This window comes from Klebsiella sp. P1927 (assembly GCF_018204675.1).
Taxonomy (GTDB): Bacteria; Pseudomonadota; Gammaproteobacteria; order Enterobacterales; family Enterobacteriaceae; genus Klebsiella; species Klebsiella pneumoniae.
Genome location: NZ_CP073378.1, coordinates 171,294 through 187,301, shown reverse-complemented (window position 1 = coordinate 187,301; position 16,008 = coordinate 171,294). Strand labels below are relative to the sequence as shown.

Annotated in this window: 14 protein-coding genes and 3 pseudogenes; 7 read left to right on the top strand and 10 right to left on the bottom strand. The window is 46.7% G+C overall.

All coding sequences use genetic code 11. The annotated features are described in order from the left end of the window. Positions 1–11 precede the first annotated feature (11 nt). Positions 12–923, top strand: a pseudogene (locus KB892_RS28200) (FAD-dependent oxidoreductase); the annotation flags it as partial. A gap of 52 nt (positions 924–975) precedes the next feature. Here KB892_RS28200 and KB892_RS28195 read toward each other — a convergent pair. Continuing rightward, positions 976–1,680 carry an IS6-like element IS26 family transposase gene (locus KB892_RS28195; protein ID WP_001067858.1) on the bottom strand — a complete coding sequence of 235 codons (705 nt, stop codon included), beginning with the start codon at positions 1,678–1,680 and terminating at the stop codon, positions 976–978. Positions 1,681–1,727: 47 nt separating this feature from the next. Between KB892_RS28195 and repM the strand changes: the two are divergent. From repM to KB892_RS28180, 3 genes and pseudogenes are all read left to right on the top strand, one after another. Beyond that, positions 1,728–2,498, top strand: a pseudogene (repM, locus tag KB892_RS28190) (replication initiation protein RepM); the annotation flags it as partial. Between the two features lie 66 nt (positions 2,499–2,564). Further along, positions 2,565–3,107 (top strand): plasmid replication DNA-binding protein, encoded by a 543-nt coding sequence (locus tag KB892_RS28185; protein WP_004896925.1) that lies wholly within the window; start codon positions 2,565–2,567, stop codon positions 3,105–3,107. A 335-nt stretch (positions 3,108–3,442) separates the two neighbouring features. Next, the gene (locus tag KB892_RS28180) at positions 3,443–4,075 is read left to right on the top strand and encodes a DUF6904 family protein (protein WP_001567369.1); all 633 of its coding nucleotides are present in this window, start codon (positions 3,443–3,445) and stop codon (positions 4,073–4,075) included. 28 nt (positions 4,076–4,103) lie between these two features. Here the strand turns inward: KB892_RS28180 and KB892_RS28175 are convergent, their stop codons facing one another. From KB892_RS28175 to KB892_RS28160, 4 genes are all read right to left on the bottom strand, one after another. Further along, a complete protein-coding gene (locus KB892_RS28175; RefSeq protein WP_001567368.1) occupies positions 4,104–5,507 on the bottom strand; it encodes an ISNCY-like element ISKpn21 family transposase in 1,404 nt (467 codons plus the stop codon). A gap of 241 nt (positions 5,508–5,748) precedes the next feature. Then, complete coding sequence (locus tag KB892_RS28170) at positions 5,749–6,633, bottom strand: Mph(E) family macrolide 2'-phosphotransferase (RefSeq protein ID WP_000155092.1); 885 nt, start codon at positions 6,631–6,633, stop codon at positions 5,749–5,751. Between the two features lie 55 nt (positions 6,634–6,688). Beyond that, on the bottom strand, positions 6,689–8,164 hold the full coding sequence (gene msr(E) / locus KB892_RS28165) for an ABC-F type ribosomal protection protein Msr(E) (protein WP_000052512.1): 1,476 nt from the start codon (positions 8,162–8,164) through the stop codon (positions 6,689–6,691). A 398-nt stretch (positions 8,165–8,562) separates the two neighbouring features. Continuing rightward, the gene (locus KB892_RS28160) at positions 8,563–9,747 is read right to left on the bottom strand and encodes an IS4-like element ISEc29 family transposase (protein WP_002001451.1); all 1,185 of its coding nucleotides are present in this window, start codon (positions 9,745–9,747) and stop codon (positions 8,563–8,565) included. A gap of 48 nt (positions 9,748–9,795) precedes the next feature. Here KB892_RS28160 and KB892_RS28155 point away from each other — a divergent pair, with 48 nt between their 5' ends. Together KB892_RS28155 and KB892_RS31730 are read left to right on the top strand one after the other, a co-directional pair. Continuing rightward, the gene (locus KB892_RS28155; RefSeq protein ID WP_002026779.1) at positions 9,796–9,981 is read left to right on the top strand and encodes a hypothetical protein; all 186 of its coding nucleotides are present in this window, start codon (positions 9,796–9,798) and stop codon (positions 9,979–9,981) included. Between the two features lie 285 nt (positions 9,982–10,266). Further along, positions 10,267–10,482 carry an aminomethyltransferase beta-barrel domain-containing protein gene (locus KB892_RS31730; RefSeq protein ID WP_071547994.1) on the top strand — a complete coding sequence of 72 codons (216 nt, stop codon included), beginning with the start codon at positions 10,267–10,269 and terminating at the stop codon, positions 10,480–10,482. Here KB892_RS31730 and armA read toward each other — a convergent pair. The 5 genes and pseudogenes from armA to KB892_RS28125 all read right to left on the bottom strand — a co-directional run bounded on the left by armA (position 10,463) and on the right by KB892_RS28125 (position 15,749). After that, positions 10,463–11,236, bottom strand: a complete 774-nt coding sequence (gene armA, locus KB892_RS28145) for a 16S rRNA (guanine(1405)-N(7))-methyltransferase ArmA (RefSeq protein ID WP_000359986.1) — start codon at positions 11,234–11,236, stop codon at positions 10,463–10,465. The genes KB892_RS31730 and armA overlap by 20 nt on opposite strands. A gap of 325 nt (positions 11,237–11,561) precedes the next feature. After that, a pseudogene (locus tag KB892_RS28140) lies at positions 11,562–12,401 on the bottom strand (IS5 family transposase); the annotation flags it as partial. A 233-nt stretch (positions 12,402–12,634) separates the two neighbouring features. After that, positions 12,635–14,176: an IS91-like element ISCR1 family transposase gene (locus KB892_RS28135; protein ID WP_000050481.1), complete on the bottom strand. Its 1,542-nt coding sequence runs from the start codon at positions 14,174–14,176 to the stop codon at positions 12,635–12,637. Positions 14,177–14,580: 404 nt separating this feature from the next. After that, positions 14,581–15,420 (bottom strand): sulfonamide-resistant dihydropteroate synthase Sul1, encoded by an 840-nt coding sequence (gene sul1, locus KB892_RS28130; protein ID WP_000259031.1) that lies wholly within the window; start codon positions 15,418–15,420, stop codon positions 14,581–14,583. Beyond that, positions 15,414–15,749 carry a DMT family transporter gene (locus KB892_RS28125; RefSeq protein WP_052238321.1) on the bottom strand — a complete coding sequence of 112 codons (336 nt, stop codon included), beginning with the start codon at positions 15,747–15,749 and terminating at the stop codon, positions 15,414–15,416. The genes sul1 and KB892_RS28125 overlap by 7 nt, the downstream gene beginning before the upstream one ends. On the opposite strand from KB892_RS28125, the gene hypA reads away from it, so the two are divergent. Further along, positions 15,642–16,007 carry a hydrogenase maturation nickel metallochaperone HypA gene (hypA, locus tag KB892_RS28120; protein ID WP_025999322.1) on the top strand — a complete coding sequence of 122 codons (366 nt, stop codon included), beginning with the start codon at positions 15,642–15,644 and terminating at the stop codon, positions 16,005–16,007. The two genes, KB892_RS28125 and hypA, sit on opposite strands and share 108 nt — an antisense overlap. Position 16,008 lies beyond the last annotated feature (1 nt).

Below are 16,008 nucleotides of genomic sequence, written 5' to 3'. Positions count from 1 at the left end.
AGGAAAAATACATGACCACCCTGAAAATCACCGGGATGACCTGCGACTCGTGCGCGGCTCACGTCAAGGAAGCCTTGGAGAAAGTGCCCGGCGTGCAATCGGCGCTGGTGTCCTATCCGAAGGGCACAGCGCAACTCGCCATTGAGGCGGGCACGTCATCGGATGCGCTGACTACCGCCGTGGCCGGACTGGGCTACGAGGCAACGCTTGCCGATGCGCCACCGACGGACAACCGCGCCGGCCTGCTCGACAAGATGCGCGGCTGGATAGGGGCCGCTGATAAGCCCAGTGGCAACGAACGCCCGTTGCAGGTCGTCGTCATTGGTAGCGGTGGAGCCGCGATGGCGGCAGCACTGAAGGCCGTCGAGCAAGGCGCGCAGGTCACGCTGATTGAGCGCGGCACCATCGGCGGCACCTGCGTCAACGTCGGTTGTGTGCCGTCCAAGATCATGATCCGCGCCGCCCACATCGCCCATCTGCGCCGGGAAAGCCCATTCGACGGCGGCATGCCACCCACACCGCCGACGATCTTGCGCGAGCGGCTGCTGGCCCAGCAGCAGGCCCGTGTCGAAGAACTCCGTCATGCCAAGTACGAAGGCATCCTGGACGGCAATTCAGCCATCACCGTTCTGCACGGTGAAGCGCGTTTCAAGGACGACCAGAGCCTTATCGTTAGTTTGAACGAGGGTGGCGAGCGCGTCGTGATGTTCGACCGCTGCCTGGTCGCCACGGGTGCCAGCCCGGCGGTCCCGCCGATTCCGGGCTTGAAAGAGTCACCCTACTGGACTTCCACCGAGGCCCTGGCGAGCGACACCATTCCCGAACGCCTTGCCGTAATCGGCTCGTCGGTGGTGGCGCTGGAGCTGGCGCAAGCCTTTGCCCGGCTGGGCAGCAAGGTCACGGCCCTGGCGCGCAATACCTTGGGCACTGTTGCAAAGTTAGCGATGAGGCAGCCTTTTGTCTTATTCAAAGGCCTTACATTTCAAAAACTCTGCTTACCAGGCGCATTTCGCCCAGGGGATCACCATAATAAAATGCTGAGGCCTGGCCTTTGCGTAGTGCACGCATCACCTCAATACCTTTGATGGTGGCGTAAGCCGTCTTCATGGATTTAAATCCCAGCGTGGCGTTGATTATCCGTTTCAGTTTGCCATGATCGCATTCAATCACGTTGTTCCGGTACTTAATCTGTCGGTGTTCAACGTCAGACGGGCACCGGCCTTCGCGTTTGAGCAGAGCAAGCGCGCGACCATAGGCGGGCGCTTTATCCGTGTTGATGAATCGCGGGATCTGCCACTTCTTCACGTTGTTGAGGATTTTACCCAGAAACCGGTATGCAGCTTTGCTGTTACGACGGGAGGAGAGATAAAAATCGACAGTGCGGCCCCGGCTGTCGACGGCCCGGTACAGATACGCCCAGCGGCCATTGACCTTCACGTAGGTTTCATCCATGTGCCACGGGCAAAGATCGGAAGGGTTACGCCAGTACCAGCGCAGCCGTTTTTCCATTTCAGGCGCATAACGCTGAACCCAGCGGTAAATCGTGGAGTGATCGACATTCACTCCGCGTTCAGCCAGCATCTCCTGCAGCTCACGGTAACTGATGCCGTATTTGCAGTACCAGCGTACGGCCCACAGAATGATGTCACGCTGAAAATGCCGGCCTTTGAATGGGTTCATGTGCAGCTCCATCAGCAAAAGGGGATGATAAGTTTATCACCACCGACTATTTGCAACAGTGCCGTGTACATCGAAATACGGCTTATCAGGCGTTAAAAGATGCTTGCGATGACTTGTTTGCAAGACAATTCAGTTATCAGAGTCTTAGTGAAAAAGGTAACACTATTAATCACAAATCAAGATGGGTGAGCGAGGTGGCTTATATTGATAATGAAGCTGTCGTTAGACTTATTTTTGCCCCTGCTATTGTGCCTTTAATTACTAGGTTAGAAGAACAATTTACAAAGTATGAAATACAACAAATAAGTAATTTAACAAGTGCTTATGCTGTTCGTTTATATGAAATATTGATTGCATGGCGTAGTACTGGAAAAACGCCTCTCATAACTATGTATGATTTTAGACAAAAAATAGGTGTACTCGAGACTGAATACAAACGAATGTATGATTTTAAAAAATATGTTTTAGACATTGCATTAAAACAAGTAAATGAACATACCGATATTATTGTCAAAGTTGAACAGCATAAAACAGGTAGATCTATTACTGGTTTTTCATTTAGCTTTAAACAGAAAAAATCAGCCACGCATTCAGTCGAATCTAAAAGAGATCCGAATACATTAGACCTCTTTTCAAAAATAACAGATAAACAACGCCATCTATTCGCCAACAAGCTCTCAGAGCTTCCTGAGATGAGTAAATATTCACAAGGCACAGAAAGCTATCAGCAGTTTGCTGTACGTATAGCTGCCATGCTGCAAGATGCAGAGAAATTTAAGGAATTACTTCCTTTACTCAGAAAATTAGGATTTCAATGACATTGTTAATTGAAATTGTTAAGTTAACAGTCAGGTATTAACACAAGTTGAAAACTGGTTTACATAATGAAAAAACTGTCAGTTTCAGAGTTAGCTAAGCTTTATGGATATTCAAGACAAGCCATATATGCACATATAAACAAAGGAAATTTATCTAAAGGATCTGATGGATTAATTGACTTTTCAGAGGCCCTAAGAGTTTTTGGGGAACCACAAAAAAAAGAGGATACAGTCAATCAAAGTCAATCAATTAACAGTCAAAACTTGACAGAAGTTGACTTACTAAAACGTCAAGTTGACATACTGGAAAAACAATTAAATCAGGCAATACAGAGAGAAAATCAATCTTTAGAACGTGAATCGTTTTATCAAGAACAGATTGAAGCTATGCAGCGCTTACTAGAAGCACCAAAAGCCAATATGACTACCTTTACCGATCAGAGCTTTAAACAGGATATAGCAACGGATCCTCGGTCGGAACTAGCAACGAACTATGACGAATTGACTACTCCTCAGCAAGACAATAAGCGTATTCCTATCCCGGAGCATGTTGAACCAGAACAGAAGAAGAGAGGCTTCCTAAGCCGCTTTTTCCTTCCATATGGTTAGCCAAGACTCCAGTTTTTTGAAGAGCCAATTTCAGTGCAAGCACTTGAAATAATGACTCCTCAAAAAACCGGATGATGTTTATTAAAACTGAATAAAACCGTGGAACATCGCTCAATTAGTGATCGTGGAACATGAATAATCAATAAAAAGCCGTTCTGGTGCCCTATACTCCAGAACGGCTTACGTTAATATAATGATATTTAAAGAGAAATATCAAGCTGTCAAGGCTCAATTGAAATGTCCGTTATCCAGCTCAATTAAAATGACCACTTTGATCTCTCATTCTCTTTACTGATAGACTTTCCTCCGACTGAAACAACAGGATGATTGAGCCCATGCTTCGATACGAGTTAACGCCGAACAATGCAGGTTTTATACTGTGGGGAGATTCAGAAGCCCTGAATGAATTACATGAACTCATTCATTACATCGTGGATGAAAGCCCACTGATTAAAGTTAAAGACGGATTTATGTTATCCCTTGCCTATGATATTCGTAAAGCACGGGAAGGTAATCGTCGTGTTGAGCAACATCAGTATGATCAACATGATACATATAAGCTTTATGGTGTTGAGCTTTTATGGCCTCTGGTCCTGGTACAGTCCTCAATACTCAGAAACTCAATGGGTTATATTCAGACAGACAAAAACCAGCTGTCTGTCATGTATGCCTTTGAATACCTGATAGAATCAGCATTAACAGAGTCTGAGAGAACAACGTCGAATGATATTATGCTAACAGTAAAATATGCATCAGACTCTGATTTTAATTTCATTGAGGATAATATTGACAGCAGGTGCTGCTATTTTATCAGCCTATCTCCGGAGCAAAGAAAAAAGCAGTTAATCAGTATTGTTCGTTCTTTTCATTCATTATGGGGTAAGTATGCCCGTGAAAAGCAGGACATAAAGATGCTGAACGAAATGAATAATACATCATGGGTCTGGCCGGACAATATCAACTGGTGAGCAACCACTGTCCGGCCAGTGAGTACCATCAGCGGGCTCTTTTACCAAAAATGTCCTCTGAACGTGACTGAAGCTGTTTGAGTGCTTCGAGCATGTCATCATTATCCAGTGAGCGCTGGGATTTCTTCCCTTCCTGCTTTGGCCGTCGTCGGGAAGGGCCATCTCCAGCGGGAATTGACTGAGAGCGCGTGTTATCCCGCTTGCTCTGCACCAGACTGATAAACTCCAGGGTTCGGCCAAGACGCTTGTTATCGACAATCGCGCCCTGGTCGATTTCTGACAGTCGGTCGTAGGTAGAGTAGGGAAGTAGCGTACCGTTCAGGCGCAGCTCTTTTCTGCCATCAGGATAGTGATACACATCGATATATTTACCTATTGCACGGCGACTCAGTTCGCTGTCTTCAATCAGGTACAACATTTTATCATATTGTATCGTCAACGATTTTGAGACTTTACGTTTTTCACGAACAGTGAAAATAAGCCCCAGGTCCTCATCATGTTCTACAGCACGGTGTACGTCAAAATCATGTCGCGGTACTTTGCCAAAACGGCGGTTATAGTCAGCCATATAGGCCTCAGCGAAGTCATTTGCAGCCTCCATTGAACAAATGCCCTGTAACCGCAGCTCTTTGACCAGACGATCCTGTAAAGTGAGGTGAGCTCGTTCTACACGCCCTTTGGCGGGACTGGTTTCTGCACAGATAGTCTGGATGTTCAGTTCATGCATGGCTCGCCCAAACTGAGTATGCCCGTCTCCGCCTGTGGCGTGTTTATTGTTAACACGAAAAACACCGGCTTTATCGCTGTACAGTGCCAGCGGTTTACCATGCTTATCGATATAGCGCCGCGTGGCTTCGAAGTAAGAAAACGTGGACTCCGATTTAACAAACAACAGTTCCATCAGTTTGCTGGTTGCATCATCAACATAGACCAGCGCGGTGCAGGCCGGGCCACGGCCTTCAAACCAGTCGTGATCACAGCCATCTATTTGTATCAGCTCACCAGTACACGGACGCCGGTACCGTGGTTGAGGGATCCTTGCGGCACGTTGTTTACGGGGAACCCATAAGCCAGCCCGCACCATGATGCGCCGGACAGTTTCTTTGCCAAGAAACAGTCCGTGGAGTTCTTCGAGCTTTTCACGCGCCAGAGTCGGACCGAAATCAGCATAACGCGTCTTGATCAGTTCCAGAGCCTGATCTGCGAGCCCGGGTGGCAACTGGCGGTTACCACGCATGCCACATCGTCTGCTGGCCATACCAAGCGGTCCGCCTTCACGGTAACGGGCAAGAAGTCTGCGGCATTGCCTGTCGCTGATACCGAGGTGCTCGGCCGCACGGCGCGTTGTGATGCGACGTTCAATGACGTCCTGTATAATCTTGATCCGGTTGATCTCTTTCAAAGTAAACACTCCTGAGCTTTCTGCGCTCATGATATGCCTCCCGGTAGTTTAAACGGACCAGTGAAGCTTACCATAGCGCGGACATCTGAATTGAGCCACAGGCGGACATTACTATTGAGCCATTACACAAGCATTTCGTATAAGAAATTTTATGTTAAATGATTGTTAGAAATGCCCCTTGATCGAGGCATTTTCTATAAAGAATACTAAAAACTAATTAAAGCCAACCAAGTTTCAAAACAAGGCAGTTCTCAGCAATCATATTTTTAAATTATATAACTCCCAACTGAGCTTTTGCTCCAACGATAAGGCTTTCATTTTGAGTTTCTAAGGCAAATAAACCATACATCAAAGGAGAGGCCGCTGCTCTTTCTAAAGTCTGTTCATATAGTTTATTCCAAACTTTACCCCCTAGTTTTTCATACTCGATGATTAGAGTTTTGAGGCTTTCTTCTCCAAACAAAGTTACATGCCCAGCAAAATCAATCGCTGGGTCATCTATATGGGCTGTTGACCAATCAATAACGCCTGAAACAGCTCCATCCTTTGAAGCTAGTACATGCCCAGCATATAAATCGCCATGTATAAATTGGGTGAAATCTGCCCATAGAACATCATTATCCAACCATTTTCTGTAGCGGGTTTCCAATTGCTCACTTATACCAATTTCAGATTTTACTAACTGCAAATTGTTTGCTATTTCAGGTCTTAAATCTGAAGGTTTCATAATTTTCAAATCATTTTCCCGAACTTCTTTTTCAGGAATACTATGGATTTCAAATAAGGTTTTTGCCAAAGATGTTATGTATTTCGGGCTATCTTTGTCCATATTCCAAATTATTTCATAGGTTTCAGCATCCAAATTTAAAACAGGATTATCTTTAAGTATGGGATAAGCCACTAATTCTGTAGATGAAATTCTCCAATCAGGAACCTCTACAGAAAGATGTTTTTTTACCAATTCTAAAATGCGTTTTTCTTTCTTGATTTGTTCCCTCATGCCATCACGACGAGGAATACGCAGCAACCATTGTTGCCCCTTTGTATCAAGAGCAAAAACGACCTTAAAATCAATGCCCATTTCATTGAAATTCATTTTGTCCGTAAGCAACAAGCCGTGTGCTTCAGCAAGTGATTGAATATCTTGAATTGTCATTTTTAATTTCCTTTAAAGAGTTCAATAATTAATGTTCGGATTAGATTGGCTATCATTAACAATCTCTCTCAAAAGTCTTGATGATTTTGTGGTCTTTGATCTCGTAGATAATGTCAGCAATATTATCGACCAATTGCTTGTCATGAGATACGAAGATAATAGTTCCTGCATAGGACTTCATCATTGTTTCTAATGCGGCAATACTTTTTAGGTCAAGATAGTTTCCTGGTTCATCCATAAGCAAAATATTATATTTTCCTAAAAGCATTTTGGATAAAAGCAGTTTGATGATTTCACCTCCCGATAAGTCGGATAAGTTTTTTTGAATATCATTCGCTCCGATCCCCATTGAAGCCAATACTGCACGAATTTCCGCAACTGTGTACTCGCACTCTTCCTGCATAAAGGAGAGCACAGATTTATGCGTGTTAAATTTATATCCTGTTTGTGTAAAGTAGCCAATTTCAGCTTTTGGAGATATGGTTAATCCATCAGCACGTTCTGATATCATTTTTAACAAGGACGTTTTCCCTGTTCCATTCGATCCAGTTATAGCGACTTTAGCGCCAAGCGGTATTATAAAGTTAGCGTCATCAAAGATAGTACGGCTACCAAATTTTAAGCTCAGACCATCTGCCGTAATCGGGAACTTATTGTGCAGTTCTAGGGCTGAACTTTGACGAAAACGAATAGAACGCAAATGCTCTGGTGCTTGAATATCTTCTAATGCAGCCAAACGCTTTTCCATACTCTTAGCTGCCTGATACAGTTTTCTTTGCTTGGTGCCAGTCATTTTTGCATGCCCAAGTCGTCCAGCACTTTCGGTAGAGTTTTTGGATTTTTCTCCTTTTTTCTTATTGTCTAATCGATTAGCTTGCTGGCGTTTTTCTTGCACAGCAGATTCTAATCGCTCCCGTTCCTTCATCATCAGCTCATATTCTACGGCTTGGTGTTGTCGCTCTTCTTCTTTTTGACGCAAGTAATCCGAGTAACCACCCCAATATTCCGTAATTTTACCGTCTTTTAACTCCCATATCTTGTCTACAACCATATCAAGAAAATATCGGTCATGACTGATAACAAGTAATGCTCCATCAAATGCTTTAAGTTGACCAATAAGTAGATCTATTCCATTGAGATCAAGGTGGCTGGTTGGTTCATCCGCTAGAATGCCATGTACTTGTTGGGAAAATGCGGCAGCAATTTTTGCACGAGTTTCCTCTCCGCCACTCATTGTGTCGTTTTGTACATTGGAAACACCAAGGCGAGATAACATTGCCCGGTCTTCGACCGTTTCTATTTCGATTCCGCCCAGTTGGCTGATATGTGCAAAATCACCAAAACGCTGTAATGTCGCTTCGGCTAAAACAATTTCGCCATTAAGTACTTTGAGTAAACTACTCTTTCCTGCTCCGTTATCACCCACAAGACCAATACGGTCATAAGAGTGAATTTCCAATTCATCAATATCCAAAACATCACGCCCAGCATAATCCAAGCGTATGTTTCTCGCTTTAATAATTAAACTCATTTTTATTTACTCCTGTTTAGCTCTTGAAATTTTTTATGCAGCAAACAGGATTTAGGTGAAAACAAAAGCTAGCATCACAGTGTCCTCCCAAAAAAAAAGCTATTCATCCACAGGGTGGACAAATAGCTAGTCAATTAAGTTATAACTGGAAACTATGCACTAAAAGCATACTTATAAATTAAGCATACTTTTACTTTATATATCCGCATATATTCTTAAAGACACAACAAAAGCCCACCATTATAAAATAGTGTCACTATGCAAATAGTTGTGTCTTAACGAATGCGGATAGAATGCATAAACTTACCTAAAAAATAAAATTCAGTTTTATGATAACTTTACTGTTAAAAGAAGTCTAGACAACCTGAGGGATCCCCACAAAATTTCCATTCATACAATCAGCTATCAGCCTGTTTGATTACTGCCCAGTCCCACTGAACCACCCACTGTAGTATTTGTTTAAGTCCCTGCTGATAATATTGCCTGCGTATTCGCTGTTTGGGTTCTTTGCAAAGTAATATCCCAAGGAAATTCAGGGCCAATACCCGCCTATTTTTAACGGTGTTAGCTTGATAACGCAGGTGCAAACCCGCTTTCTCCGCTGCGCTACCTAGCAGGTAATGAAACCAATTAACCAATGCGGCCAGTAGTAGCAGTATCTCTAAGCGAGATTTCTTCTTGGTACCATGCAAATCGCTACCCAGGCCATAGCGGTGACTTTTCTGATCACGGAAGCTTTCTTCAATTTGCATTCGGCTACTGTAGCACTTAGCAATTTTATCCGCATACCCATGGCAGTCAGCTAAGGATGACACCAACAACCATGGTTCCTTATACGTCTTATTTTTATCGCGTTTCAATAGCTTATAACCTTTGCCAACCAGGACGGCCTGCGTTTCATAGTGTTGTGTTTGGGCAAGCATGATTTTTCCTACACTTTTTGGATCCTTCTTCGCTTGCCGATAAAGCTGATTAACACTGATAAACTTGTCCTGCTCTGCCAATTTAAGCTTCACATTGCCTCGAACTCTAGCTACATAATGCCATCCCAGCTTACGCACTTGTTTCAGCCATGGAACTTTAAACCCCGCGTCAGTGACAATTACGGGCTTACAGTCCTTGGGTAGCATGGCTTTAAGCTGCTTTAAAAACGCCCCGTGTAGGTGTGGGCAGGTATAATCTTCTGCGGCGGCAATCTTCTGTAGCAGAGTCAACGCTCTACCGTCAGCGGCAATGCTGGCACGCAGGATAAAGTGTCGCTTGGCAGTATCGGCATTGCTCCAGTCAACCAAAATCATCGGCTTAGTTTTATGGCCAACAATAGAAGCCGTCAGCGCAGCATAAATCAATGGCAGCTCTCGTTGCAGGTTAGGATTATTGAGTAGACGATCTGCCCGTTTGATACTGACCTTATCTGAAGAGCCAGGCATCGCCCGGCCAATCGCAGTAACGGTGCAACACGCATCCTTTGCCAGGGCGGTTACCGCATCTAGCAAAACCGAAAATCGGGCTTTATGCATTGATTTTGGCGTGACAAAGGTGAGGAAATCAGCGAGCATAGCTTTTACATTCATGGTGAGCATCCGCGGTGTGGGAGTTTTGGCGAATGATCAGATCAGGAACCGCCATGAATGTTCCCCAATCAACTAACATTTTATTTTAACTACAGAATTTCTGGGGATACCTCAGGTGGTTTGCAACTCTTTGGTTTAATTGGTTTGATTTATGGGCCAATTATTTTTGCGTTAACCATGGTGCTGTTACGGCTTTATACTATTGAGTTTAAAGATTTTCTGGAACGCCAAGACAATAGCTAACAATAAGATTGTTGTACTTTAGCGCTTCGCCCTGCCCATATCGGTATACAGTGCATTTACGGGAGAAAAAACGGCTCAAACAGGAAAAAATGAAATGACTGAGTCAGCCGAGAAGAATTTCCCCGCTTATTCGCACCTTCCCTAGATTGCTTTTGAGCCATGCATGCATTTGTTTTTAACCTTCTAAACTGTAGTTGAAACCTATCTTTTCCTCAAAATATCCTCTATGTTGTCCAAGGAAAAGATAATCCAAAACTTTGGAAAAACATAGTAAGTGTTTCAGAATTGCACTTGATAAACGAAACTTCATTACTTAATAATAACTATACAGCATCTATCCGTTATAGAAGTCAGGATACACCAGTAAAAGTAACCCAGAATGAAAATGGATATATATTTGAATTTTCTGCACCACAATGGGCTCCAGCCGTTGGACAGAGTTTAGTACTTTTCCAAGAAAATGAGTGCCTTGGAGGCGGAGTTATTTCTGAAATCCACTAGTAATATATACTAACTCATTCCCTATAACCTTCGAATCAAGGATTTTTATCCAACCTTTTGTAAAAGATTCAAACCATAGCTGGTAATTCTCTTCCATTCCCTTCTCCTTTCCAGATAAAGACTTTATTGGAAAAGATATTACAAAGTTTTGAGTATGAAAAAGCTGTAGGAAATCCAAGATATTTACATCTTGCTGTTTTAGCACAGGAAGCATCTTTAAAAGGAATACTACATCATAAGTACCTTTGTAGACATCACTCTCTTTATTCAAAAACCTATACTTTATCGTCGTCTTTAACTTCCCAATAATGCTACTCAAAAAAGCTATCTCAGCTCTATCAATATCGTATGCATGATATATTATTTTTTCATTTTCATTCCATTGGTATAAAGCTAATGGATTGAAGCCACAACCAAAATCTAAAATAGATGAGACATGTTTGATATTTCCAAATACATAAGTGTAAAAGTCATTTAATGTTGCGACTCTTTCATTCGTCGAAGAATGAATCTTTAGTAAATCTTCTATTGATAACTGCCCCTGATTGTACTTTTTTAATAATTTATCCCAATTAGGATAGGCAGAATAGTAAGACCCCCATATTTGATGCAATTTCTTTTTAGAATAATTCTCAACTTCCTTTAATTTATATTTCTTCTCAGAAATGGAAACAACCTTTTCAACAATATCTGAATCAAGGTTTTCGTACTTTTTTGATTCAAGTATCTTCTTAACAACATCATTCTTATCCATTTGAAAGAACCTACAAGTTAAGTATTTGATAGGAACTGTCATTTCGGGTTTTTTGCGGTTTCGGGTCAAAATTCGGTTTTTCCCCCGAACTACGACTGTTTTCGCACCCCGAACAACTAATCCAATCAGAATTTTCCGGCAACGCCGACTCTAAGAAGTGTAATTCCAGTCCATTTCTGCCGTCAACCCCTGATTCGCGTTAATGCGACAAAGCTCAAACACATAACTCCCCCACGAAGCCATATAAACTCCGATTTCGAGGTGTTATCGGCGTTGTTGACCAAATCCGTCGCTGGATGGCCGTTCCCCAACCCGTTGATACCACTCAATTCACTGGCTGGCGAACAGGCATACCAAGCCCTATCAGCTTGTTCATCACCTTCACGCCAGCCAGGATTTCGCCCACCTGGGCGTTGTAGTTCCGCAGGCTCAGCGTTGGCCCGATGAGTTGCTTGAACCGGTACATGGCGGTCTCGGCTATCGAGCGCTGGTGATAGCCGGAGTCTTTCTTCCATTGCTTCAGTTCACCGGCCTTGAGCGCCGTCACCGCCTCGTTGCGGGGATGGCCTTCCTCCCACGGTGCCGCATTTTTTCTCGGCGGTATGGTGGCTTTCGCCCCCTTTTTCTTCAGTAGCGCATGACAGGCCTTGGTGTCATACGCACCATCGGCGCTGACCTGTTTTATCTTGCGTCGTAAGGGGTTGAGCAACGTCGGTAACACCTCGTTATCCGCCACCGTCTCCAGGCTGACTTCGGCAGCGATGACCGCATGGGTTGTGGCATCCACCGCCAAGTGGAGCTTGCGCCACACTCGTCGCTTCTCCTTGCCGTGTTTGCGAATTTTCCATTCGCCTTCGCCATAGACCTTGAGGCCGGTGGCATCAATGACCAAGTGAGCCACCGGGCCTTGGCTGGGGAGGCGGTACTTGATGTCGACGGTCTTGGCGCGCTTGCTGATACAGCTATAGTCCGGCGACTGCAAAGGCACCGCCATCAGTTGGAACAACGAGTTAATGAAGCCTTCTAGCGCCCGCAGCGGCAACTTGAACAAGCCTTTTAGCATCAGGGCCGTCTCAATGGCGGTGTCACTGTAGTGGAAACCTCTCCCTCGGCGGCCATGGTGGACCAGGCAATGCCACTGCTTAATGGCTTGTTCGTCCATCCAGGGGTATAGGAAGTATAAACCACCTTTTTGCTCCTCATCCGAAGTATCTTACCTGAAATTCCCTCACTCGTTTACCGCTCAAGCCCCAATTTTAACTGCCGGTCCAGCCTAAACCGCTCTAATAAGGTTCGATTTGGCGGTAAAATCTCTAGCCTGATAGCTCGAGAGATACAAACTGCCCCACCGCCCCGTTTAAAAGTTGGCAGTGTTGAGCAGTGTTGGATTTGGGGTCGTCAGTCAAAGAGACGACTCTGTGATGGATCGAACAGGCTGGGAGTCAGTGGCGGCGCTCGTTCTGGTGGCAGCTCACGCTGCTTGGCGGCATTCGCCTTGGCTGTTTTCTGTTTCAGATGCTTGAGAATCTGCTCAATGACCTTCGGATCTTCGATGCTGGCAATCACTTTGACGTGACCGCCGCAGTGTTCGCAGACTTCAATATCAATATTGAAGACTCGCTTGAGGCGTTGCATCCAGGTCATGGCGCGGTGGCGCTCTGCAGGACTCTTGTCACGCCAGTTAGTATCGAGACCTTCCGATTTGTCGGGCTTCTTGCCCCGCTTGGCGGGTGTTACTTGAACTCGGTGTTTGCTGTTCGGTGCAAAGACGCCGTGGAAGCGTGTGAGGTTGACTCGCGGCTTAGGTACCAACGCAGCGAGTTTGGCGATGAAGTCCAGCGGCTCGAAGATCACATGGGTGGTGCCATTGCGGTACGGAGTTTTGAGCTCGTAACGCACCTGCCCATTGGCGGTTAATGCCAGACGTTTTTCTGAAACCGCTGGCCGACTAATGTAGCGACACAAGCGCTCAAGCTTATCCCGCTGATGCGCTTCGGCCATCACACCGGCGTGTAGCGAGAAACCAGCATGGTTGGCTACTCGACTGCTTGAGTCGGCTTTATCCTCACGCCCTGGCAAGGTTTGCAGGGTGAAGACTTTGCGCCCTTGCTGGGGGCCGACGGCAATGCGATACGTAACCGAAGCACCATGTAATTGAGTCAGCGTATCGTCTTCGCCCTCTTCCAGTGTCAACCACGTATTCTCGGCATCACGCTCCAAAATCCCACGCTTTTCCATGCAGCGAGCGATGCGATGGCTGAGGGTGTGAGCGAGCGTATTCAGCTCATCGTAAGTGGGTGCCTTGACACGATGGAAGCGTTGCTTGCCATAGTCATCTTCGGCATAGACACCATCGAGAAACAGCATGTGGTAGTGGACATTGAGATTTAGCGCGGAGCCAAAGCGTTGGATAAGAGTCACTGAGCCAGTTTGTGCAGAGGCTTTGGTGTAACCGGCTTTTTTGATCAGATGAGTTGAGAGTGTACGATAGACGATACTCAAGACCTGGCCCATCAGCTGGGGATGGCGAGCCAGCAAAAAGCGTAGCTGGAAAGGAAAGCTGAGCACCCACTGGCGAATGGGCTCCTTGGGGAAGACTTCGTCTATCAGCAGCGCCGCACTCTCGGCCATCCGGCGGGCACCGCAGCTAGGGCAAAAGCCGCGTCGTTTACAGCTGAAGGCGACCAGACGCTCGTGATGACAATCCTCGCAGCGAACCCGCATGAAACCATACTCCAGACGGCCACATTGGAGGAGGTCGTTGAATTCTTGTTGGATGTAGCGAGGCAGGTGTTGACCTTGGGCTTCGAGTGAGGCTTTGAAGGCTGGGTAGTGCTGCTCAACCAGCTGGTAGAGCAGCGTCTGGTCGGGTTGGTGGCGTTCGTAACCGTTTGTTTGAGTGGGCGATTGACTCGCCGTGGCGTTCCTTGCCAGCGACATGGGTATCCTCCGCTGATACTGTGGTTATGTACAGTATCAGCGGCTTGCGTTCAGACGTCCAGTCTGGCCCTAGACATCGCTAAATGCTTAACCCGCAATAGCCCTCACGAGTTGTTATCAGCCACTACCGGTTGAGCGAGAAGGTTTTGGGTTCAGGGTGCTATTGCTCCACCAATCACAATACTGAAGCCCCAACTGTTATCAGTTGGGGCTTTTTCTTGTCTGTTTGCGGCGGTTGCGTTTTATCGGTAGTCGTCGAGCTCTGCACCATCCCACATAAGAGCTTAACGGTGCGATCTTCAACGCCATCACACAAAACTTTCTTTTTCACGCACAGTCAACTTATTGGATGTTTTATTAACAACCCAAAAGGAGATATTTAGCGGGCGGCCGGAAGGTGAATGCTAGGCATGATCTAACCCTCGGTCTCTGGCGTCGCGACTGCGAAATTTCGCGAGGGTTTCCGAGAAGGTGATTGCGCTTCGCAGATCTCCAGGCGCGTGGGTGCGGACGTAGTCAGCGCCATTGCCGATCGCGTGAAGTTCCGCCGCAAGGCTCGCTGGACCCAGATCCTTTACAGGAAGGCCAACGGTGGCGCCCAAGAAGGATTTCCGCGACACCGAGACCAATAGCGGAAGCCCCAACGCCGACTTCAGCTTTTGAAGGTTCGACAGCACGTGCAGCGATGTTTCCGGTGCGGGGCTCAAGAAAAATCCCATCCCCGGATCGAGGATGAGCCGGTCGGCAGCGACCCCGCTCCGTCGCAAGGCGGAAACCCGCGCCTCGAAGAACCGCACAATCTCGTCGAGCGCGTCTTCGGGTCGAAGGTGACCGGTGCGGGTGGCGATGCCATCCCGCTGCGCTGAGTGCATAACCACCAGCCTGCAGTCCGCCTCAGCAATATCGGGATAGAGCGCAGGGTCAGGAAATCCTTGGATATCGTTCAGGTAGCCCACGCCGCGCTTGAGCGCATAGCGCTGGGTTTCCGGTTGGAAGCTGTCGATTGAAACACGGTGCATCTGATCGGACAGGGCGTCTAAGAGCGGCGCAATACGTCTGATCTCATCGGCCGGCGATACAGGCCTCGCGTCCGGATGGCTGGCGGCCGGTCCGACATCCACGACGTCTGATCCGACTCGCAGCATTTCGATCGCCGCGGTGACAGCGCCGGCGGGGTCTAGCCGCCGGCTCTCATCGAAGAAGGAGTCCTCGGTGAGATTCAGAATGCCGAACACCGTCACCATGGCGTCGGCCTCCGCAGCGACTTCCACGATGGGGATCGGGCGAGCAAAAAGGCAGCAATTATGAGCCCCATACCTACAAAGCCCCACGCATCAAGCTTTTGCCCATGAAGCAACCAGGCAATGGCTGTAATTATGACGACGCCGAGTCCCGACCAGACTGCATAAGCAACACCGACAGGGATGGATTTCAGAACCAGAGAAAGAAAATAAAATGCGATGCCATAACCGATTATGACAACGGCGGAAGGGGCAAGCTTAGTAAAGCCCTCGGTGCGGCGGACATTATCCGCGAACAGGCTGAACAGCACGGCATTGCGCGGGTAACGGATGTCTGGCTGGAAGTCGGCGCACTGGCGGATGTTGAGGAGAGTGCACTGCATTTCTGTTTTGATATCGCCTGCCGTGATACCGTGGCGCAGGGCTGCACACTGCATATTGATGTTATCCCGGCACAGGCATGGTGCTGGGATTGCAGCCGTGAGGCCGAAATCATGCAGCACGCCGGATGCTGTCCGCACTGCGGCAGTGAACGGCTGCGCATCAGTGAAGGTGATGATTTGCGGGTAAAAAGCCTGGAAGGTGAGTGAG